14 protein-coding genes are annotated in these 21,216 nt (G+C 66.0%); 8 read left to right on the top strand and 6 right to left on the bottom strand.

All coding sequences use genetic code 11. From position 1 onward, the window contains the following. Positions 1–342: 342 nt before the first annotated feature. Together A7D17_RS14940 and A7D17_RS14935 are read right to left on the bottom strand one after the other, a co-directional pair. Positions 343–1,731, bottom strand: coding sequence for an ATP-binding protein (locus A7D17_RS14940; protein ID WP_064509809.1), 1,389 nt, complete (start codon positions 1,729–1,731; stop codon positions 343–345). Further along, positions 1,728–2,393 (bottom strand): response regulator, encoded by a 666-nt coding sequence (locus tag A7D17_RS14935; RefSeq protein WP_064509808.1) that lies wholly within the window; start codon positions 2,391–2,393, stop codon positions 1,728–1,730. Before A7D17_RS14935 ends, A7D17_RS14940 begins: the two co-directional genes overlap by 4 nt. 389 nt (positions 2,394–2,782) lie before the next feature. On the opposite strand from A7D17_RS14935, the gene A7D17_RS14930 reads away from it, so the two are divergent. After that, positions 2,783–3,457 (top strand): response regulator transcription factor, encoded by a 675-nt coding sequence (locus tag A7D17_RS14930; protein WP_064509807.1) that lies wholly within the window; start codon positions 2,783–2,785, stop codon positions 3,455–3,457. Continuing rightward, a complete protein-coding gene (locus tag A7D17_RS14925; protein ID WP_064509806.1) occupies positions 3,454–4,818 on the top strand; it encodes a sensor histidine kinase in 1,365 nt (454 codons plus the stop codon). Before A7D17_RS14930 ends, A7D17_RS14925 begins: the two co-directional genes overlap by 4 nt. A 71-nt stretch (positions 4,819–4,889) precedes the next feature. Here the strand turns inward: A7D17_RS14925 and A7D17_RS14920 are convergent, their stop codons facing one another. The 3 genes from A7D17_RS14920 to A7D17_RS14910 form a co-directional block, all read right to left on the bottom strand. Next, complete coding sequence (locus tag A7D17_RS14920; RefSeq protein WP_064509805.1) at positions 4,890–6,836, bottom strand: MacB family efflux pump subunit; 1,947 nt, start codon at positions 6,834–6,836, stop codon at positions 4,890–4,892. Between the two features lie 71 nt (positions 6,837–6,907). Further along, entirely contained in the window at positions 6,908–8,098 is a 1,191-nt protein-coding gene (locus A7D17_RS14915; protein ID WP_204377359.1) for an efflux RND transporter periplasmic adaptor subunit, read from the bottom strand. Beyond that, positions 8,095–9,480, bottom strand: coding sequence for an efflux transporter outer membrane subunit (locus A7D17_RS14910; protein ID WP_064509804.1), 1,386 nt, complete (start codon positions 9,478–9,480; stop codon positions 8,095–8,097). The genes A7D17_RS14915 and A7D17_RS14910 overlap by 4 nt, the downstream gene beginning before the upstream one ends. A 419-nt stretch (positions 9,481–9,899) precedes the next feature. On the opposite strand from A7D17_RS14910, the gene A7D17_RS14905 reads away from it, so the two are divergent. The 3 genes from A7D17_RS14905 to A7D17_RS14895 all read left to right on the top strand — a co-directional run bounded on the left by A7D17_RS14905 (position 9,900) and on the right by A7D17_RS14895 (position 12,814). After that, positions 9,900–10,478: a class I SAM-dependent methyltransferase gene (locus A7D17_RS14905; protein WP_064509803.1), complete on the top strand. Its 579-nt coding sequence runs from the start codon at positions 9,900–9,902 to the stop codon at positions 10,476–10,478. A 5-nt stretch (positions 10,479–10,483) separates the two neighbouring features. After that, a complete protein-coding gene (locus A7D17_RS14900) occupies positions 10,484–11,092 on the top strand; it encodes a DedA family protein (RefSeq protein ID WP_064509802.1) in 609 nt (202 codons plus the stop codon). 945 nt (positions 11,093–12,037) lie between these two features. After that, complete coding sequence (locus A7D17_RS14895; protein WP_064509801.1) at positions 12,038–12,814, top strand: MlaA family lipoprotein; 777 nt, start codon at positions 12,038–12,040, stop codon at positions 12,812–12,814. A 132-nt stretch (positions 12,815–12,946) separates the two neighbouring features. Here the strand turns inward: A7D17_RS14895 and A7D17_RS14890 are convergent, their stop codons facing one another. Continuing rightward, complete coding sequence (locus tag A7D17_RS14890) at positions 12,947–14,248, bottom strand: DNA topoisomerase IB (RefSeq protein ID WP_193395352.1); 1,302 nt, start codon at positions 14,246–14,248, stop codon at positions 12,947–12,949. A 55-nt stretch (positions 14,249–14,303) separates the two neighbouring features. Here A7D17_RS14890 and A7D17_RS14885 point away from each other — a divergent pair, with 55 nt between their 5' ends. The 3 genes from A7D17_RS14885 to A7D17_RS14875 all read left to right on the top strand — a co-directional run bounded on the left by A7D17_RS14885 (position 14,304) and on the right by A7D17_RS14875 (position 20,972). Continuing rightward, positions 14,304–14,684 carry an I78 family peptidase inhibitor gene (locus tag A7D17_RS14885; protein ID WP_064509799.1) on the top strand — a complete coding sequence of 127 codons (381 nt, stop codon included), beginning with the start codon at positions 14,304–14,306 and terminating at the stop codon, positions 14,682–14,684. 203 nt (positions 14,685–14,887) lie between these two features. After that, positions 14,888–19,360 (top strand): glutamate synthase large subunit, encoded by a 4,473-nt coding sequence (gltB, locus tag A7D17_RS14880; protein WP_064509798.1) that lies wholly within the window; start codon positions 14,888–14,890, stop codon positions 19,358–19,360. Positions 19,361–19,490: 130 nt separating this feature from the next. Next, positions 19,491–20,972 carry an FAD-dependent oxidoreductase gene (locus tag A7D17_RS14875; RefSeq protein WP_064509797.1) on the top strand — a complete coding sequence of 494 codons (1,482 nt, stop codon included), beginning with the start codon at positions 19,491–19,493 and terminating at the stop codon, positions 20,970–20,972. The last annotated feature ends 244 nt before the right edge of the window (positions 20,973–21,216 follow it).

Raw genomic sequence — 21,216 nt, 5'->3', positions numbered from 1 at the left:
CACGCCCGACAGCCTCCGAGCGCACGGTCGCGTGGCAGTGGGAGCCGCGTGGTGCCGAAAGCAGCAGCGTGCGCCTGCTCTGGCGTTACGCGCACGCTGCCGACGCGTTGCGTTGGCAAGCTCGGCGCTGCGCAGCGATCAGCGCATCGCAAGCGCCAGCGAACCAGTGGCTGGATGGCATCGTTGCAAGCAGCCGTTAAAGAAATTTTAGTCGGTTGAAGAATTCTTTAAGCGCACCGTGGTAGCGGTGCGAAGCGTTCAGCCTCGGCCGCCAGCGCAGTCGGGCCGATCGGTGCCAGGCCGACAACCTGCAAACTCCCATCGCCATGCCGGAGCATCCATTCAGCCCCCGGCGCTGCCTGGGAAGACGATGCGCACGCTAAACCCTCGCCCGCTCAGACCTGGCCCGGTTTCGATACGTGCCTGGTGCAGATCCGCGATACCGGCGACCAACGACAGCCCGATGCCGCTGCCGCGGACGGGGGTGCCGGCCACGCGATAGAAGCGGACGAAGATCGCCTCACGCTCGGATTCGGGAACGCCGGGCCCATCGTCGGCAACCTGCAGATAGACATTGCTGAGGGTCTGCGCGTCCTGTTCGGCCGCATCGATCACATAGCCGCAGCTGATCAGGATATTGCCGCCCTCGGGGGTGTAACGCATCGCGTTATCCACCAGGTTGCGCAGCAGGATGCCGATCTCGTCCACGTTGCACGCAACGACACAACTGTGGATGTCCAGATACAGCGCACGCCCGTTCTGGGTCGCATGCACCTCGAATTCCTGTGCCACGTGATGCACCAGCACGCTGAGTTCGGTCGGTTGATGCATCGATGCGCTACGCCCTGCGTTCAACCGCGCCAGATCCAGCAATTGTTCGGACAGGCGCGTGCTGCGCTTGGCCACGCGCAGCAGCTTCAACAGCGCCTGGTTCTTGCTGAGCAGATCCGGGGCACCCAGTGCGATTTCTGCCTGCGCCTGCAGTGCCGACAGCGGGGTGCGCAGCTCATGCGCGGCATCGCCGATGAACCGGCGTTCGCCTTCGATCGCCGCATCCAGCCGCTCGAGCAGATGGTTGAACGACGCCACCAGCGCATATATTTCGCGCGGCAGCCTGGACAACGGCAACGGCGTGAGATCCAGGTGCTTGCGCCGCCGCACTGCCTTGCCCAGCGCCCTGACTGGCTGCAGCGAGCGACGCACCACGAACCACATCACGACGCCCGCGATCACCACCAACAAGGTGGCCAGGGCGAGCGCGTGCCACGCCTCATGGCGCAGGTCCGCATCGACCACGCTCTGCGGGTTGCCGACCTGGACGCTGACCCGCCCGGTCTTGTCGGTGATCGCCGACACCCGCCATTGTTCTCCATCGACGACGGTGGTGGCCGCTCCATTGGTAAACGACGGCTGCAGTGCCGAATCCGGTGCACCCGGCGTGCGCGCCACCATTCGGGAGCGATCGATCCAGACCTGGAACACCAGCTTTTCACGCGCACCGGTAAAGCTGTCCGGCAATTGCAGGCCGGGGCCGGCCGTGGTGTCGAACCGGCTCTTGGCCGGAATGGTGATCAGAATCTGGGTGGCGATGGCTTCGAGCTTTTCGTCCCAGGTACTTTCCAGATTGAGCGAGAGCAGCGTGAGCACCAGGGCGATGACCGCGACCCAGCACAGGGCGATCACGCTGACGATCACCATGAACAGCTGCGCGGTGATGGATTGGGGCCTCATCCGGTCGGCTGCCCCACCACGTAGCCCAGGCCGTGCACGGTTCTGATCAGGTCCTCGCCCAGCTTGCGGCGCAACTGATGGATGAACACCGCGATGGTATTGCTCTCCAGCTCGCTGGACGGCCCGTACACCAGATCCTGCAGGCGGTCGCGGGTCAGCACATGGCCGGGGCGTTCGATCAACGCCAGCAAGGTGCGGTATTCGTGTGCGCTCAACACCACATCGACGCCAGCCTTGCTCACCGCGCGGCGACTACGATCCACCTTCACGTCGCCGAAGCTGAAGACCGGCACCACGCTGCCCTGACTGCGGCGGATGACCGAGCGCACGCGCGCCCACAACTCGTCGAACTGGAACGGTTTGACCAGGTAATCGTCGGCACCGGCATCCAGACCGATGATGCGCTCGCTCAGCTGCCCACGCGCGGTCAGGATCAACACCGGGGTGGGGTCGCACCGGCTGCGCATGCCGCGCAGCACCGACAGCCCCGATTCGCCGGGAAGACCGAGATCGAGCAACACCGCCGCATACGCATGATCGACCAGCGCCACCTTCGCCGCAGCGGCATTGGCGACATGGTCCACCTCCCACCCGCCCTGCTGTGCGCCATCGCAGATGGTGTCGCCGAGCATGGTGTCGTCTTCGACAAGGAGCAGCTTCATGGGGTGCTGGTCGGTGGGCAATAGAGGGCCAGAGCATCCTGGAGTGGGTTTAATTCTGCATTAAGCGGCAGGCCAGTGCGGGTGGAGTGAGCAGCCCCGCGGGCCAGCCGGCTGCGTCCTGGCCATGGGTCTGTCGGTGTCTGTCGGTGTCTGTCGCGGTCGCTCGAGGGCGACCGCGCTTGCGGTGCCGACGCGGCCGTCCGCAAGCGGCCATGCGAACGCCGCCCGCCACAGCGGTCGATCGCTGCAGCACCTTGCGCTTGGGTCCGCCAGGGTGGCCGCCTGCTGCAAGTGCCGGGTCCTGCGGTAGGCTGGGCCGCGTGCCGCAGACATGTTCACGACAGGTCGCAGGCGTAGAAGGACCGATCCACCGGGGCAGGAGCGTCACCATGAAGGTGCTTTTGGTTGAGGACGAGCCCGAGATGGCATCCGCCATCCGCGACGTCCTGGCAACGTACGACATGATCGTCGATCACGCTCCGACCTTGGCCGCTGCAGCCCGCGCGGCCGAACTGGGCGCGTTCGACGTGATGATTCTTGATCGGCAGTTGCCCGACGGCGATGGCTTGCGGTTTCTCAAGACCCTGCGCGAGCAAGGCAATGTCACGCCCGTGCTGGTGCTCACCGCACTGGCCGAGTTGTCCGAGCGCGTGGTCGGCCTGGAAATCGGCGCAGACGATTACCTTGCCAAGCCCTTCGCGGTGGAAGAACTGATGGCCCGGCTGCGCGCGCTGGCCCGCCGGCCCGCGCATTTGCAGACCGATATCGTCACCGCCGGCAACCTGTCCTACGACTTCGTCAATCGCACTGCCACCATCGGCAGCCAGGCGCTGGATCTCAAACGCCGGGAGTTGCTGGTGCTCGAAACCTTGCTCAAGCGCGTCGGCCGCATGGTGCCGCGCGGCACGCTGATGCAGGCGGTGTTTTCGATGGACGACGACGTGCAGCCGAATGCGCTGGACACCCACGTTTCCCGGTTGCGCCGCAAGCTGTCCGATGCGGAAAGCGCGCTTGCGATCAACGTGGTGCGCGGCGTGGGCTACATGTTGAGTGTGAGCGCATGACCGGCAAGCCACCGTCGTTGCGATGGCGTCTGGTGCGTGGCCTGGCCGCCGCGCAGACCGCGATGATTTCGCTGGCCGGGATGGTCATCATCGTCCTGGTCGTCCAGGCCACGATGGAGGTTCCCAACGGCAACCTGGCCTACGAGTTGCAGGCCCTGGACACGCTCACGCAAGCGGTTGCGCGCGACCGCGCGGGCCAGCTGTACATGCGCACCAGTGCAGACATGTCCGAGTTGCGCGCCAAGTCGAGCACGCTGTGGTTCATCGTCACCGACAAACACGGCCAGCGCATTGCGGAGGGGACGCCGCCGGCGGGCATCCGGCCGGCGCTGTCGGCGTTGCCGTTGGTGGAGTCGGCAAGCTTCGATGTCGGCGGGGCCAGCACCACGGACATGCGCGCAAGCGTGGCCTGGGTGGAGTCCGATGCCGGGCAGGTGCAGATCGCGTTCTGGGCCAACGGCCCGGTGAGTCCCTGGGAACTGCTGCGGCTGGCCTTGCCGGTGCTGTGGCAAACCCTGTTGATCGTCGCGCTGGTCTCGGTGTCCATCATGCTGGTGATGCCGTTTGCGGTGAAGCGCGGCCTCAAGGGATTGGACAAGGCCGCGCAAGAGGCCGGATCGATCGACTTCCATCGCACCGGCATGCGCCTGGGCGTTGACGAGGTACCGGCCGAAGTGGCGCCGTTCATGCAGGCCATCAATGACGCGTTGGCGCGTCTGGATACCGCCCTGGTCAAGCACAAGCGATTCATCGCCGATGCCGCGCACGAGCTGCGCACACCGGTGGCGATTCTGACCACGCGCCTGTCTGCGCTGCCGCCCGGCCCCTTGCGGACGCGGCTGATGGAAGATGCCGTGCGGCTCGGCGCACTGACCGGGCAGCTGCTGGACATCCAGCGGCTCGATTCCGGAACCATGGTGTTTTCGCGTCTGAACCTGGCTGCGATCGCAGAACGGGTGGTGCTCGACCTGGCACCGCTGGCATTTGCAGCAGGCTACGAGGTGGCCTTCGAGACCGATGCTGCGGTGGTGCACGTGGAGGGCGATGAGGTGTCCATCGAGCGTGCGCTCACCAACCTGATCCAGAATGCGATCAGCTATGGCGGACGTCAGGGAACGATCACGATCCGGGTTTCGGCAGCAGGCACGGTGGATGTGGCCGACGAAGGACGCGGGGTCAAGGATTCCGAGCGCGAACGCATCTTCGAGGCGTTTCATCGCGACAGCAAGGACGGCCGTGGCGCGGGCCTGGGACTGGATCTGGTGCAAACCATCATGCGTCACCACGGCGGCAGCGTCCTGCTGGTCCCGGATAGCGCCGCAGGCGCCTGCTTCCGACTTGTGTTTGCAACGCCGGCGTAGCGCCAGCAGCCCTGCGCTGTCTGGCGTGGATGACGGCCGCGGCGGACCGTCTTCGTCCGCGTCACCGCATATCAGTTGCGCGCCAACGCCTTGATCGGATCCAGGCGTGCCGCACGCCGTGCCGGCAGGAAGCCGAACACCACGCCGATCGCCGTAGACACGCTGAACGCACCGATGATCGACCACTGCGAGAACACCATTCCGAAACTCGGACTCAACCAACCAACGAGCACGCCCGTCCCCAGGGCCAGCGCCACGCCCAGGGTGCCGCCGACCAGGCACACCAGCGTCGCTTCGATCAGGAACTGGCGCAGGATGTCGGACTGACGCGCGCCTACCGCCATCCGCACGCCAATCTCCTGAATCCGCTCGGTGACCGACACCAGCATGATGTTCATCACCCCGATGCCGCCGACCAGCAACGAGATCAGCGCAATGGAGGAGATCAGCAAGGTGATGGTGCGCGTGGTCTGTTCGACGGTCTTGCGTACCCTGTCGGAATTGGACAGGAAAAAATCCCGGCGCCCGTGCCGTTGCAGCAACAGCGCGTCGATACCACGCTCGGCTACCTCGCTTGGCACCTGCGCGGACACGCGCACCGTCAGGCTACGCACACGCGTATCACCGGATACACGCGCCATCGCCGTGGTGTAGGGCAGCCACACATTGAGCGAACTGTCGCCGGCAAACGCTGCGGTCGGCCTGGCGGCAACGCCGACGATCCGCAACGGTACCGATCCCACCAGAATCACCTTGCCTAACGCCGATACGCTACCTGGAAACAGCGCACGTGCCGTAGCCTGGTCGATGACCGCCTCCGGCGCCCTGGCCCGGATGGCGTGTGCGTCGAAGCCACGGCCCTGCGCGAACGTATACCCACGTACCCTGAAAAACTGGTCGCCGACACCGGTGATGCTGGCTGCGACATCGTGGCGCCCATAGCGCAGGCCGGCGCTGGTGGAGATCGAGGGCGTGGCGCTGTCCACGTACTCCAGGCCGGCGATCGCGGCGGCATCGTCGGCGCTCAACGTCCGCACCGCGTCGGCATCACGATCGCCGAGGCTGGTCCCGGGCATGACCTCGATCGTATTGGTGCCCAGCGCATCGATGTCGGACAGGATCGAGCGCCGCGAACCTTCGCCAAGCGCGACCACCGACACCACCGACGAAATACCGATAATGATGCCCAGCATGGTCAGCAAGGTACGCAGACGGTGGTTGAATATCGAACGTAGCGCCATCTGGGCGGCTTCGCCAAAGCGTCCCAGCAGGTCCGCCAGGCGCCCCGCCCTGTCGGCGACCAGCGCGTCCTTGATCGCGGCGCCAGGGCTCGCCGGGCGCAGCTGGCGGTCGGCCACGATCCGTCCATCGCGGATCTCGATGACGCGTTGCGCGTGCGCCACCTCCGGGTCGTGCGTGACCAGGATGATGGTGTGACCTGCCGCATGCAGCTCCTGCAATATCGCCATGACCTCCTTGCCGCTGGCTTGATCCAGCGCTCCGGTGGGCTCGTCGGCCAGAATGACTTCGCCGCCGTTCATTAGCGCGCGGGCGATCGACACGCGTTGCTGCTGCCCACCGGACAGCTGGCCGGGCCGGTGGTGTAGCCGTGTCCCCAGCCCCAGGCGCTCCAGCAACGCCTGCGCGCGCGCACGGCGTGCATCGGCCGCGGTACCGTTGTAGATCGCAGGAATCTCGACATTGCCGATCGCGTCCAGCTCCCCCAGCAACTGATAGCGCTGGAAAATGAAGCCGAAATGGGCACGCCGCAAACGCGCCAGGCTGTCCGGATCGAGTTGACCGATATCCTGCCCGGCGACTTCGTAGCTCCCGCGCGTCGGGCGATCCAGGCAGCCCAGGATGTTCATCAGGGTGGATTTGCCCGAGCCCGATGGACCCATGATGGCGACCATCTCCCCGGCATGGATGCGCAACGTGACATCGCGCAGGATCGCAACGCTGCCGTCGGCGGATGGAAACTCCTTGCAAAGCGCGCTCACCTGCAACAGTGCGGGCATGACTCAGGCTCCAGTGGATGATCGGGGACAGGCGTTAGATGCGCGCCTGCCCGTTCCGGTACGGCGACGCATCAAGGCGTCTGCACAGGCGTATCGAGGTCGCTGGTGATCACCTTCTCGCCCAGTTCAAGGCCTGCGATCACCTGCGCGTTGATGCGGTTATTGAGCCCCACACGAATGCGCCGCACCTGCCGCTCACCACTGGCGGTCAGCACATGGACCACGTAGCTCCCATCGGCAGTCCGCTCGCCCAGCGCACCACTGGGGATCAGGCGTGCAGCGCGAGCGCGCGCCAGCACGATCGTGGTCTGCGCAGTCATGTCGATGCGCAGGATGCGCTGCGGATTGGGCACATCGAAGATGCCATTGAAGTACACCGCGTTGTTACCGGCGCTGGTTGCCTGGCCTGTCGATACGCCGGTGGCATCGCTGGTGATCGTGGTCGGGCCAGGCTCCAGCGCAGACAGCACCGCCCGATAGCGGGTATCGGAGTCGCCCAGCAGGGTGAAATAGACCCCCATCCCGGCCGACACCCGGGTGACATCGGCTTCGGAGATCTGCGCCTTGACCGTCATGGTGTCCAGACGTGCGAGCTTGATGATGGTCGGTGCGCTCTGGTTGGCGTTCACCGTCTGCCCCTGCTCGGTGACGATGGCCACCACCTCGCCATCCATCGGCGCCACCACGCGGGTGTAGCTCAGATTGAGTTCGGCAGTGCTTGCCGCAATCGTGGCTTGCTCGCGCTCCGCGCGTAATGCCTCGATATCCGCACGCACCGTCGCCAGTGCAGCTTCCGCCGCCTCGGCGTCGACCCTGGCCACCGCATCGTCGGCCATCAATGCACGCTGGCGACGGTCTGCCAGGATGGCCTGACGCAGGCTCGCCAACCGTGCGGTCAACCTGGCGTCCGCGCTGCGCACTTGCGCCTGCGCGGTGCGCAGCGCGTTCTGCTGCGGCAACGCGTCGATCTCGGCGATCGGCTGCCCTTTCTTGACCGAGTCTCCGAGTTTGACGTGCAGTGCCACCACCTGGCCGGTGACCTGCGCGCCAACGCTCACCAACTGCGAGGCGTTGATTTTGCCGGTCGCCAGCACCGTCTCTTCGATATCCCCAAGCACCACTGCCGAGCTGGCCACCTGCGGTGCGCTCGGTGGCGTAAGGAACTGCACCTTTACCAGCCAGCCCACCAACAGCAATGCAGCAACGATCAACCACCAACGGTAGCGCCCCAGGCGCTGCAACCACGGCATCGAGCGGCTCACGGCGTGCTACCTCCCGGCGTGGGTACCTGCATCCATTCGCCACCCAGCACGCGATAGGCGGTCACCAGGTTGCTGTCGCGCAGCAGCGTGGTGTCCAGTCCGCCCTGCTGCGCCGCATACAACGCTCGCTGCGCATTCAACAGGTCCACCAACCCGGTCTGTCCGCGCTCGTATCTGGCGGCGGCGATGCGCGCCTGCTTGCTGGCGGCATCGATCAGTTGCGTCTGTGCCTGCAGTCGCCCGGCAATACTGCGACCGATGGCCAACGCATCGGCCACATCGCGAAACGCGGTCTGCAGTGTCTTCTGATACTGCGCCTGGGCTATCTGAGTATCGAGCTCGGTCACCTTCAGATTGGCGCGGTTGGCGCCGTGATCGAACAGCGGCAACGCGGCGGCGCTGGCGATGTTCCAGCTACCTGCGCCAAGCAGCGTGGACAACGCCGTGCTGGCAGTGCCATAGCTGCCGGTCAAGGCGATGCGGGGAAAGAACCGCGCACGCGCAACGCCGATGTTGGCATTGGCGCCGATCAACGCATGCTCTGCGGCCATGACATCGGGGCGACGCAGCAGCAATGAGGAGGGAACACCGGCCGGCAACGGACCGTTGAGCGATAGCGCTGCATCGCCACGCGCGTGGGTATCGGGTAACAGCGTCTCGGGCACCTCGACGCCGGCCAGCAGGGTCAGCGCATTGCGGTCCTGCTGGAGTTGCGCGTCCAGGCCAGCCTGCTCGGCGCCAATCTGCGCCAACGCGGTGTCCGCCTGCGCCAACTCCAGCCCACTGACCGCACCCTGGTTGTAACGGGCCAGCGTCAACTCGTACACCCGTTGCAGATTGCCCGCGCTCTTGCTCACCAGCGCAAAGCGCTGCTGGTCCGCGTCCAGCCTCAGCCATGCAGTGGCCACTTCGGCGATCAGGCTCAGCGAGGCACTGCGTCGGTCCTCGTCGCTTCGCAGCACATCCTGCAGGGCCGCTTGTTTGAGATTTTTCACCCGTCCAAAGAAATCCAGCTCATAGCTGGCAAATCCGAGCGAGGCCGAAAGTTGCGGTTGCTGATGGCTGGCATCGGCGACGGTTCCGTCCACCGTCACTGTCGGCAGCGTCTCAGCATCACGCACCCGGTAGCTGGCCCTGGCGCGTTGCACATTGAGCATTGCAAGCGCCAGGTCCTGATTGCGCTCCAGTGCCAGCGCCACAGTATCGCGCAAGCGCGGATTGACGAACACCTCGCCCAGCGCCTTGGCCGCGAAGCGCTCTTCGGAGGTCGCTTGCGGTTGCGGGATGTGCGGCGATGGCCGCACGTAGCGCGGCGCCAGGTTGGCGCAGCCACACAGCACCAGCAATGCCATCGCCGAAGCGATGCTGGCTGAAAGTCTCATCGTGTTCTCATGGATCGTTGTGCGGCAGCAACGCGCCCCGCCTCCATACATGGCGCGGCGGCAGTGCGGCAACACGGGGAAGGAAGTGATTGCCACGCATGCTGGCAGCGCTGTCTGTCGATAGCCTGTCTGCGACCGTGCTCAGTTCACCGTTGCGCAGTGCATTCAGCCAACGTCAGCCAGCGATCACTTGCAACGTGGGTTGTCTCGCGCAGTCGCAAGGGTCGAGTCGATACAGCATTGCCGTCATGCGGTCGATGCTGATGCGTGGCTGAATTTCCGACCATGGTCCGGCATTAACGACAGACTGCGGACAGATTGGCGCCTTAGCGTTGTGGTGCCGAATGCGTGTCACCATCGAATGGATGGCGATTGTGTCCCGCAGATTGCGCTCAACTCTTTCAACGCTGTGAGGATAGATGGCACGTTCGTATATGGCTTCTTTTTTTCGCGAATGGATCGCCGCTCCCTGCTCGGTTGCCGCAATCCTTCCCTCCGGGCCCGCACTCGCCTCCAGCATCACCTCCGAGCTCTCGGAACGTACCGGGCGTGTTCTCGAACTTGGCCCCGGTACCGGGGCATTCACCCAGTCGATGCTCGACAAGGGTGTGCGCGAAAAGAACCTGTTTCTGCTCGAATACAACCAGACGTTCTCATCGTTGCTCGCGCGCCGCTTCCCGCACGCGACAGTGTTGCAGATGGACGTTTCCGATCTGGAAGCGTTACCCCGTTTCGATGGGGCCTGCGTCGATGCAGTGGTCTGCGGTCTTGGCTTCTTGAACATGCGTGCGCATCAGGTGGCCGCCATCGTGCGTGGTGCCTTCATGCATCTCAAGCCGGGTGGATGCATGTATCTGTTTACCTATGGCCTCAAATGCTCGGTGCCGGCGCATGTTCTCGACGCGCTCGATCTGGAGGCGGTCAAGATCGGGCGGACTTATTGGAACATTCCGCCAGCGACGACCTATCGTCTGCAACGCCGCACCTGCACGCGCTAGCCGCCATGCAGACCAACGACGTATTGACGCTGGTGTTGAGCTTCGGCCTGCCAGGCGTGCTGGCAATGTCCTACATCGAGAAATTCATCCCGGTGGTGCCGTCCTATCTGATGCTGATGGTGATCGGCATGACTGCCGATGGGGTGCCGTCGCTGCTGGCGGTCTGGGGTATCAGCGTGACCGGATCGTTGCTGGCGACGGTCAGCTGGTACGAAATCGGCCGCGCGCTCGGCAACGATCGCGTGCGCACCCTGGTGCTCAACTATGGGCGCTTCGCGTTCCTGCGCATTGCGACTTACGACCGCCTTGCGCTGTCTTATCGACGCAACGATTTCCGGGCCACGCTGGCCGGCCAGGCGATCCCGGTGGCGCGGATCTATCTGGCATTGCCGGCTGGCGTGATCCGGGTGCGCTTCTGGACCTTTCTGCTGGCCGCAGCACTTGGAATTGCCGGCTACAACGCGTGCTTTCTGCTGGTGGGCTTCTGCCTGCGCGGAACCGGACACGATCCGCTGGTCACCGGCATGGTGATCGCCGCAGCGCTGGTCGCACTGGAGTGCGTGGTGTTCTTTTCGATACGCAAGAAGTCACGTGCCACGTCGGTGAACGTCTAGCCGGTAGAGGTGTTCCGCTGCAGTGATGAGGTCGTTCACCTGGCTGATTGCGCCCTTTGCCTGTCCCTGCGCCAGCATCGATGGCCGTGCGTACGCACGGCGATGGAACCACGCACGGCGCTGACCCGGGCGCGCAAATCGGGGCCTGGGGTTTTGGCGGCACATCGGAATGAAGCGTATTTCCGGCAGTGCTGCGCGTCGTCCATGCGCCTGACGCGACTCCCGCACAGCGGCGCAGCAGCGCTACCACCCACGCCTCACCCATCGCGTCCATGCCGTCGTGGATCGGGCCGTCCGGCGCCCGTTCGTCGCAGGGGATTCGTGAACGCATACCTACCGGTGGCGGGCGATCAAAAAACTCTTAAAACGCGATACGCAGCGAATCCATAGGATCGCTTCCAGCAACCGCGCTGCAGTGCCCCAACCCGGTGCTTGCCTCCATCTGGTCGCTCGCCAGATGCCGGTGCAGTGTCGGCCGACTGCAGCCTTCTCTCTTCGGAGCGCAGCATGTTTTCCCAACGCACTTCCACTCTCTCACGGCGGCCATCGCCCACCAGCAATCGGCAGGCATGGCACGACCTGCCGGACCTGCAGCATCACCACGCCAGGCGCCGGCGGCTGACGCAACTGCGCTGGATGACGGGCATTGCCGGCGGCGCAGTCGCTGCGTTGTGGGCCGGCCCATTGCTGTGGTCATACATGTGCCGCCTGATCGCATAGAGCGGTTACGCAGCTGGTTTCGGTTGTGTCGGACGCCCCATCCCTTGCATCACTTCACCCTTCAAGGACCATGCAATGACGATTCCCCGTTACCTGGCGGCTGCCTGCACGCTGCTGTTGCTATCGGCCTGCGCGAGCCGCCCCGCCGCAAAACACACATCGGTGCCGACGTCCATCGGCCCGGCACCGACGGCGACACTGGTGATGCCACCAGCCTCGCAGCCGATGCCAGACCAGATCGATCAGCCGGTGGTGGCGGTAGACAGCACCATTCGTCACGAGACTGACGATAATGTGACATCCGCCTCGCCAGATGTAGCACGCACGGACCCTGCCGTGTCTGCATCGGTCAATCCCGCTAACGCTCCCGAGCGCGATGCCCAGGCGCTCTACCCCGTCGCAGCTGTCCGAGACCCATGGGAGGCGTACAACCGCAAGATTCACGCGTTCAACCGCGGTGCCGACAGGGTCGTGTTCCGTCCACTGGCGGTGGCATACGACAAGGTCACGCCCAGGCCGGTCAAGACCGGCGTGCGCAATCTCTTCTCCAACTTCGGGCAACCTGGAACCGCGGTCAGCCAGTTGCTGCAAGGCCATCCTGGCAAGGCGGGGCAATCACTGGGGCGGTTCCTCGTCAACAGCACTATTGGCGTAGCTGGCCTGTTCGACCCTGCCACGCGCTTTGGCATGCCGCGGTATAGCGAAGACGTGGGTCAGGCCTTCGCAGCCTGGGGCTGGGACAACTCGCGCTACTTCGTAATGCCGATCCTGGGGCCAGGCACGGTGCGCGATACCTTTGGTCGCGTCGCCGACCAGCAGCTGACGCCGATCAACTATATGAACAATGCGCGCGTTGCCAATTCCCTGATCGGCCTGCAACTCACCGATGGACGCGCACGGATGTTGCCGATGGACACGATACGACGCGATGCCGCGGACGATTACACCTTCGTGCGCGATGCCTGGGCACAGCGCCGCCAGAAGCAGATTGCAGATGATTGATTGCCGCCAGCACGCTGCGTGCGTGGTAACTCAGCGTACGCGTTCACGCGCTGGATCAGCAGCTTGCCATTCAGGGCAAGCTGCCTGTGGCTCCCAACGACTTCACCCGCGTTCTCGTAAAGAACCGCAGCATCACGCCGCCCGCTGACGGCGGCCGGGCTTGGGCGTGACCGCATTGCCTGGCTTGTTGGCCTTGCGTTGCTTGCTGCGCGAGTCGGTCAAAAAGCGCAGCGTGGCCGCTTCCCACTGCCGCTCGCCGCGCACGCCGCTGGCCATCGCCTGCAATTGCCCGGCGCGCCAGCCCTCGAACACGCAGGGATCGATATAGGCCTTGCGGCACACCGAGGGCGTATTGCCCAAGGCATCGGCCACCTCGCGGATGACATCGTTCTGCACCTGCTTGAGCGCACGTTCGCTGCTGCGCTCGGGCAGCGGCAGCCGGGCCAGGCGCTGCAATGCGGCCAACGTGCCGCCCCAGGTGCGGAAATCCTTGGCGGTGAAATCCTCGCCCATCGCCTCGCGCAGGTAGTCGTTGACCTCGCCCGAGTCCACCGGCTGCAGGGTGCCGTCGTCGTCGCGGTATTGAAACAGCGATTGCCCCGGTAACTGCTGGCATTGCCGGATCAGTTTGACCAAGTGCTTGTCGTCCACTTCGATGTCGTGCTCCTGCCCGCTCTTGCCGCGGAATTTCAGCCGGGCGCGGCCGCCCTTGAGAAATTCCATGTGCCGGTTGCGCAGCGTGGTGAGTCCATACGAGCGATTGCTACGCGCATATTCGGCATTGCCCACGCGCACCAGGGTGTCGGCCAGCAGCGCGACCACGATGGCCAGCACCTTCTCGCGCGGAAAGCCGGGCAGTGCCAGATCGCGTCGCAGGCGCCGGCGCAACTTGGGCAGGGCCGTGCCGAAGGCGATCACCCGCTCGAACTTGCCTTCGCCACGCACCTGCGCCCAGTCGGCGTGATAGCGGTATTGCTTGCGGCGGCGCGCGTCGCGCCCGGTGGCCTGCAGGTGGCCATTGGGTTTGGCGCAGATCCACACCTCGGTATAGGCCGGTGGGATGGCCAGCGCGCGGATGCGCTGCAAGGTATCGGCATCGGCAATGCGCTGCCCGTCCGCACTGCGGTAGCTGAAGCTCTTGCCGGCCCTGCGCCGGCTGATGCCGGGCTGCTGGTCGTTGACATAGGTTAGCCCTGCCGCGCGCGCGGTGGCCTTGGCCTGTGCGACGGCGGCAGCGGTGGCCACCGCAGCCGTGGCCACCGCTGCACCGGCGGTAACAGCAGCGAGCTTGCCGGCAGGACTGGTCGCGACGGCGGCGTTGCGAAGGACGCGTTTGGCTTTCATTGCATGCACATTGAAGGTGGTCGGCCGATTGTTGGGCCGGGCAGGACTAGGCCATGTCAACGCAATGACAACGGCGTGTGCGCAAGCCATGCCGGTTGTGCAAATTGTGCTTATGCTTGGGCATCCCCCTTTGCTGGAGTCATCGATGCGCGCTGTCCTGCCTATTGCCCGTCTGACTTGCTCCCTGGTCGTGCTGGCTGCAGTGAGTGCCTGCAACAAGCCACAACCCGACGAGCAGGAAGCCGTCGCTGCCAAGGCCCAGCACGCGGCCGAGCAGGCCTCTGCGCCTGCACCCGACGCGGCCCCCGAAGCGCCGCCGATCGGCAGCTGCGACGCCACCCAGGTGCAGTCGCTGGTTGGCCAGCCCATCACCGATGCCGTCGGCGAGCAGGCTCGCAGCGATGCCGGCGCCAAGTCGGTACGCGTGCTCAAGCCCGGCCAGATGGTGACCATGGAATTCAACGGCGAGCGGCTGAATCTGGAAGTGGATGCCAAGAACGTCGTCACCTCGGTGCGCTGCGGCTGAGCAGCGCCTGGCGCCGCTCGCCGGAGCGGCGCCAAGCCAGCTGCCGCAAGGGATTTGCGCGGTTCTCGTTGCAGCTGTAACGGTGTATTGCGGCACCGCATCAACTGTGGTCTAGTCGATCATCCGGTGACCTCTTCGAAACGCTCCACGGATCGAGCGCTGCAACGTCGTCGCCGCTCTCCCAAGATCGCTAAGAGGCAGACATGGCCCCCCGCACTCGCCAAGGGCTCAACGACTACGGTCTCTACAACAGCGCGCGCGACGAACGCGACGCCTGTGGGTTTGGCATGGTCGCCCAGCTGGACGACCAGCCTTCCCGTTCGCTGGTGGACACCGCGATTGCGGCGCTTTCGCGCATGACCCACCGCGGCGGTGTGGCCGCCGACGGGCTCACCGGCGATGGCTGCGGGTTGCTGATCCGCAAACCCGATGCGTTCCTGCGCGGGCTGGCCCGCGATGCGGGCATCGCGCTGGGCGCGCGCTACGCGGCCGGCGTGGTGTTCCTGCCGCTGGACGAGGCCGATGCCGCACGCTGTCGCACCGAACTGGAAGCGCAGCTGCACACTGCCGGCGTGCAGTTCCGTGGCTGGCGCGTGGTGCCCACCGACGACAGCGTGTGCGGCCAGCTGGCGCGCGATACGTTGCCCCGCATCGAGCAGGTGTTTGTCGATGCCGGTGCCGAACAGACCGAAGACGCCTTCACCCTGGCGCTGTTCCTGGCGCGCCGCCGCGCCGAGCAGCAGCTGCAGGGCGTGCAGGACTTCTATGTCACCACGCTCTCGCCCAACGGCATCAGCTACAAGGGCATGGTGCTGCCGGACAAGCTGAGCACGTTCTACCCGGACCTGCAGCGCAGCGACCTGTCTTCCAGCGCAATTGTCTTCCACCAGCGCTTTTCCACCAACACCCTGCCGCGCTGGCCGCTGGCGCATCCGTTCCGCCTGCTCGCCCACAACGGCGAGATCAACACCATCGAAGGCAACCGCCGCTGGGCGCAGGCGCGCAGCAAGGTGTGGCAGACCCCGCGCTTCAATATCGCGCAGTTCGATCCGGTGATCTCCATGCACGGCTCCGATTCGCAGAGCCTGGACAACATGCTGGAGCTGCTGATCGCCGGTGGCATGGACCTGTTGCAGGCGTTGCGCATCCTGGTGCCGCCGGCCACCCAGTCGCTGGAGTTCAAGGACGCCGACCTGGCCGCGTTCTACGAGTTCTACGGCCTCAACACCGAGCCGTGGGATGGCCCGGCCGGCATCGTGGCCTGCGACGGCCGCTACGCGGCCTGCATGCTCGACCGCAACGGCCTGCGCCCGGCGCGCTGGATGCTGACCTCCGACCGCCATTTCCTGGTGGCCTCCGAGGCCGGCGTGTGGGAGCTGCCGGCCGAGCGCATCACCCGCAAGGGCAAGCTCGGCCCGGGCGAGATGATGGCGATCGACCTCAAGCGCGGCGACCTGCTGGACTCGGACGCCATCGACCGCATCAACCGTGCGCGCGCGCCGTACAAGCAATGGCTGCAGCAGGGCGTGACCTATCTGCAGACCGAACTGATCGACCCCTCGCTGGTGGAAGAACCCTTCAGCGAGCAGACCCTGCGCAGCTACCACAAGCTGTTCCAGCTCAGCACCGAGGAAGTGGAGCAGATCCTGCGTCCGCTGGCCGAGACCGAGCAGGAAGCCACCGGCTCGATGGGCGACGACACCCCGATGGCGGTGCTCAGCCGCCAGACCCGGCCGCTGTACGACTACTTCCGCCAAGCCTTCGCGCAGGTCACCAACCCGCCGATCGACCCGCTGCGCGAAGGCATCGCGATGTCGCTCACCACCCAGCTCGGCAAGGAGACCAACATCTTCCACGCCGGCGCGGAGACGGTGAATCACGTCATCCTCAACTCGCCGGTGCTCAGCCAGCGCAAGCTGCGCCAGTTGCTGAAGATGGAGCAGTACGTCGAGCGCAACCGCCTGATCGACCTGTCCTACAGCGTGGAGGAAGGCCTCAAGGCCGGCCTGGAACGCATCTGCCAGGAAGTGGAAGCGGCCGCGCGCGATGGCGCCGTCATGCTGTTGCTGTCGGACCGTTACCCGGTCCCGGACCGGCCGATGGCGCATGCGCTGCTGGCCACCGGCGCGGTGCACCACCACCTGTGCAAGGTGGGCCTGCGCTGCGACGTCAACCTGATCATCGAGACCGGCACCGCGCGCGACGCGCACCACATGGCCTGCCTGCTCGGCTTCGGCGCCACCGCGGTGTACCCGTACCTGGCCTACCAGACCCTGTTCGACCTGGGCCGGCGCGGCATCCTGCAGCTGAGCAAGGGCGGCGAGCAGTCGCAGATCGGCCGCCGCTACCGCAAGGGCATCTACAAGGGCCTGTCCAAGATCATCTCCAAGATGGGCATCTGCACCATCGCCAGCTACCGCGGCGCGCAGTTGTTCGAGATCGTCGGGCTGGACCCGGACGTGGTGGAGCTGTGCTTTGCCGAGACGCCCGCACGCATCGGCGGCGTGGGCCTGTCACGGCTGGATACCGAGGCGCGCGAGCTCACCGCACGCGCCTGGAACGACCAGCTCAAGCCGGAAGTGGGCGGCCTGCTCAAGTACGTGCACGGCGGCGAGTACCACATGTACAACCCCGACGTGGTCATGACGCTGCAGCGCGCCACCCGCACCGGCGATGCTGGCGACTGGCAGAAGTACGTCGACGCGGTGCATGCGCGCCCGGCCTCCACGCTGCGCGATCTGGTCCAGCTCAAGCGTGCCGACACCCCGACCCCGCTGGACGAGGTGGCCCCGGCCAGCGACGTGCTGCGCCGTTTCGATAGCGCCGCGATCAGCCTGGGCGCGTTGTCGCCCGAGGCGCACGAAGCGCTGGCCATCGCGATGAACCGCCTGGGCGGGCGCAGCAACTCCGGCGAAGGCGGCGAAGACCCGGCGCGCTACGGCACCGAGAAGCGCTCCAAGATCAAGCAGGTGGCCTCGGGCCGCTTCGGCGTGACCCCGGAATACCTGGTCAACGCCGAGGTGCTGCAGATCAAGGTCGCCCAGGGCGCCAAGCCCGGCGAAGGCGGCCAGCTGCCCGGCCACAAGGTCAACGAACTGATCGCCCGGCTGCGCTACGCCAAGCCCGGCATCGGCCTGATCAGCCCGCCGCCGCACCACGACATCTATTCGATTGAAGACCTGGCCCAGCTGATCTACGACCTCAAGCAGGTCAACCCGACTGCGCTGGTGTCGGTGAAGCTGGTGGCGCATGCCGGTGTCGGCACCATTGCCGCTGGCGTGGTCAAGGCCGGCGCCGACCTGATCACCGTGTCCGGTCACGACGGCGGCACCGGGGCCAGCCCGGTCAGCTCGATCCGCTATGCCGGCGTGCCGTGGGAACTGGGCGTGGCCGAGTCGCACCAGGCCCTGGTGGCCAACGACCTGCGGGCGCGCACCATCCTGCAGACCGACGGCGGCCTGAAGACCGGCCTGGACGTGGTCAAGGCCGCGTTGCTGGGCGCCGACAGCTTCGGCTTCGGCACCGCGCCGATGATCGTGCTGGGCTGCAAGTACCTGCGCATCTGCCACCTCAACAACTGCGCCACCGGCGTGGCCACCCAGGACGAGCGCCTGCGCGCGGGCTACTTCACCGGTCTGCCAGAGCGGGTGGAGCACTTCTTCCGCCTGCTGGCCGAAGAAGTGCGGCAGTGGCTGTCCTACCTGGGCGTGCGCTCGCTGGACGAGATCGTCGGCCGCACCGACCTGCTGGAGCAGCTGGACGTCTCGCCGCGCCCGGGCGTCAAGGTCGACCTCTCGCGCCTGCTGACCCACGCGCGCTACGACGGCAGCCACTGCGCCGCCCAGCGCCTGTACGAATCGCCGGACAGCCTGGCCACGCAGATGGACGGCCTGCTCGCCGATGCGATCGCCCACAAGACCGGTGGCGACCATCGCTTCCTGATCCACAACACCGACCGCTCGATCGGTGCGCGCCTGTCCGGCACCATCGCGCGGGCGCACGGCAATCACGGCATGAGCGATGCGCCGTTGAACCTGCGCTTCCGCGGCACCGCCGGGCAGAGCTTCGGCGCGTTCAACGCCGGTGGCCTGCAGCTGGAGCTGGAAGGCGAAGCCAACGACTACGTCGGCAAGGGCATGGCCGGTGGCCGGCTGGTGGTGCGTCCGCCGCGTGGCGCGCGCTTCGAGGCGCGCAGCACGCCGATCGTGGGCAACACCTGCCTGTACGGCGCCACTGGCGGCGAGCTGTTCGCCGCTGGCCGCGCGGGCGAACGCTTTGCGGTGCGCAATTCCGGCGCGCTGGCGGTGGTGGAAGGCGCCGGCGACCACTGCTGCGAATACATGACCGACGGCGTGGTGCTGGTGCTGGGCAAGGTCGGCCTGAACTTCGGCGCCGGCTTCACCGGCGGCCTGGCCTACGTGCTGGATATCGAACGCGACTTCGTGGACCGCTACAACCACGAACTGATCGACATCCACCGCGTCTCCGCCGAGGGCTTCGAGAACCATCGCCAGCACCTGCACACCCTGATCAGCCGCCACCGCGAGCTGACCGGCAGCATCTGGGCGCAGCAGATCCTGGACGAGTTCCGCGACTACATCGGCAAGTTCTGGCTGGTCAAACCCAAGGCCGCCAGCATCGAGTCGCTGACAGAGTCGCTGCGGCGCGCCGCGTAAGTCTTGCTCCCCTCTCCCGCACGCGGGAGAGGGGCCGGGGGTGAGGGCGCCTGCCCTGCTGCCCCTCATCCGCCCCTTCGGGGCACCTTCTCCCGCAGGCGGGAGAAGGGGATTAGCCACGGATTTCTCTATGAGCCGCAAGCAAGCCTTCCAATTCCTCGACCTGCCGCGGACCATGCCCACGCGCATTCCGGTGGAGCTGCGTACGTCCGGTGACTGGGGCGAGTTGTACGGCAAGTTCGACAAGGCCGACGCGCAGTATCAGTCCGGCCGCTGCCTGGACTGCGGCAACCCGTATTGCAGCTGGAAATGCCCGGTGCACAACGCGATCCCGCAGTGGCTGCAGCTGGTGCAGGAAAACCGCATCGAAGAAGCCGCCGCGCTGTGCCATTCCACCAACCCGCTGCCGGAAGTGTGTGGGCGTGTGTGCCCGCAGGACCGCCTGTGCGAAGGTAGCTGCACGCTGGAGGAATTCGGCGCGGTCACCATCGGCGCGGTGGAAAAGTACATCGTCGATACCGCCTTCAAGATGGGCTGGCGCCCGGACCTGGGCAACGTGCAGGCCAGCGGCCACCGCGTGGCGGTGATCGGTGCCGGCCCGGCAGGGCTGGCCTGCGCAGACCGTCTGGTGCGCGCCGGCATCGCGGCAGTGGTCTACGACCGCTACGAGCAGATCGGCGGCCTGCTGCAGTTCGGCATCCCCAGCTTCAAGCTGGACAAGTCGGTGATCGGCAAGCGCCGCGAGATCCTCGAAGGCATGGGCGTGCAGTTCCGCCTGGGCGTGGAAGTGGGCCGCGACGTCAGCATCGAGCAGCTGCTGGGCGAATACGATGCCGTCTTCCTGGGCACCGGCGCCTACCGCTACACCGATGGCGGCCTGCCCGGGCAGGACCTGAAGAACGTGCTGCCGGCACTGCCGTTCCTGGTGCAGAACAGCCGCATCGTCGGCGGCAACGACCCGCACGGCCGCCCGATCGCCGGCTGGGAAGACCAGATGGCCCTGCCCGACCTCACCGGCAAGCGCGTGGTGGTGCTGGGCGGCGGCGACACCGGCATGGACTGCGTGCGCAGCGCCATCCGCCTGGGCGCGGCCAAGGTCACCTGCGCCTACCGCCGCGACGAAGCCAGCATGCCCGGCTCGGCGCGCGAGGTGGCCAACGCGCGCGAAGAAGGCGTGCGCTTTTTGTTCAACCGCCAGCCGCTGTCGATCGAATCCGGCGCCGACGACGAAGCCATCGGCGTGACCGTGGTCGAAACCCGACTCGGCGAACCCGACGCCAGCGGCCGCCGCAACGCGGTGCCGGTGGAAGGCAGCGAATCGCTGCTGGAAGCGGACGTGGTGATCATCGCCTTCGGCTTCTCGCCGACCCTGCCGGACTGGTTGGCAGCGCAGGGCGTGGAAGCCGGCAGCAACGGCCGCATCGTCGCCCCATCCGACGGCAACGGCCGCCTGCCCTACCAGACCAGCAACCCGCGCCTGTTCGCCGGCGGCGATTGCGTACGCGGCGCCGACCTGGTGGTGACCGCCGTGGCCGAAGGCCGCGACGCGGCCGGCAGCATCGTGCAGCTGCTGGGCGTGAAAGCGCAGGTCAAGGAGCCGGCTGCGGCGTGAGTCGTTGAGAGCCATATATGGATCGCGCCTGGCTCAACGAGGCAAAGAAACTTTTGTATAGAGATCCGGAAGTCGCGCTTCGAGAGCTGCGTGAGATCGAATTAGGGAAGGTCTGAACAACGCCATCGGAGGATGAGGTAAGCCGCATCGGTCGCGCCAATGACGCTCAGGCCTGCGGTTTTTGGCCGTTTCCGGCGCATGTGCGCGGTGTTGCCCCTGCTACAGGCACACCTTCCCCACGGCA

Source organism: Xanthomonas floridensis (assembly GCF_001642575.1).
In the GTDB taxonomy this organism is placed as follows: domain Bacteria; phylum Pseudomonadota; class Gammaproteobacteria; order Xanthomonadales; family Xanthomonadaceae; genus Xanthomonas; species Xanthomonas floridensis.
Note: the sequence above shows the minus strand (reverse complement) of the source record. Positions and strands in the feature narration are given on the sequence as shown.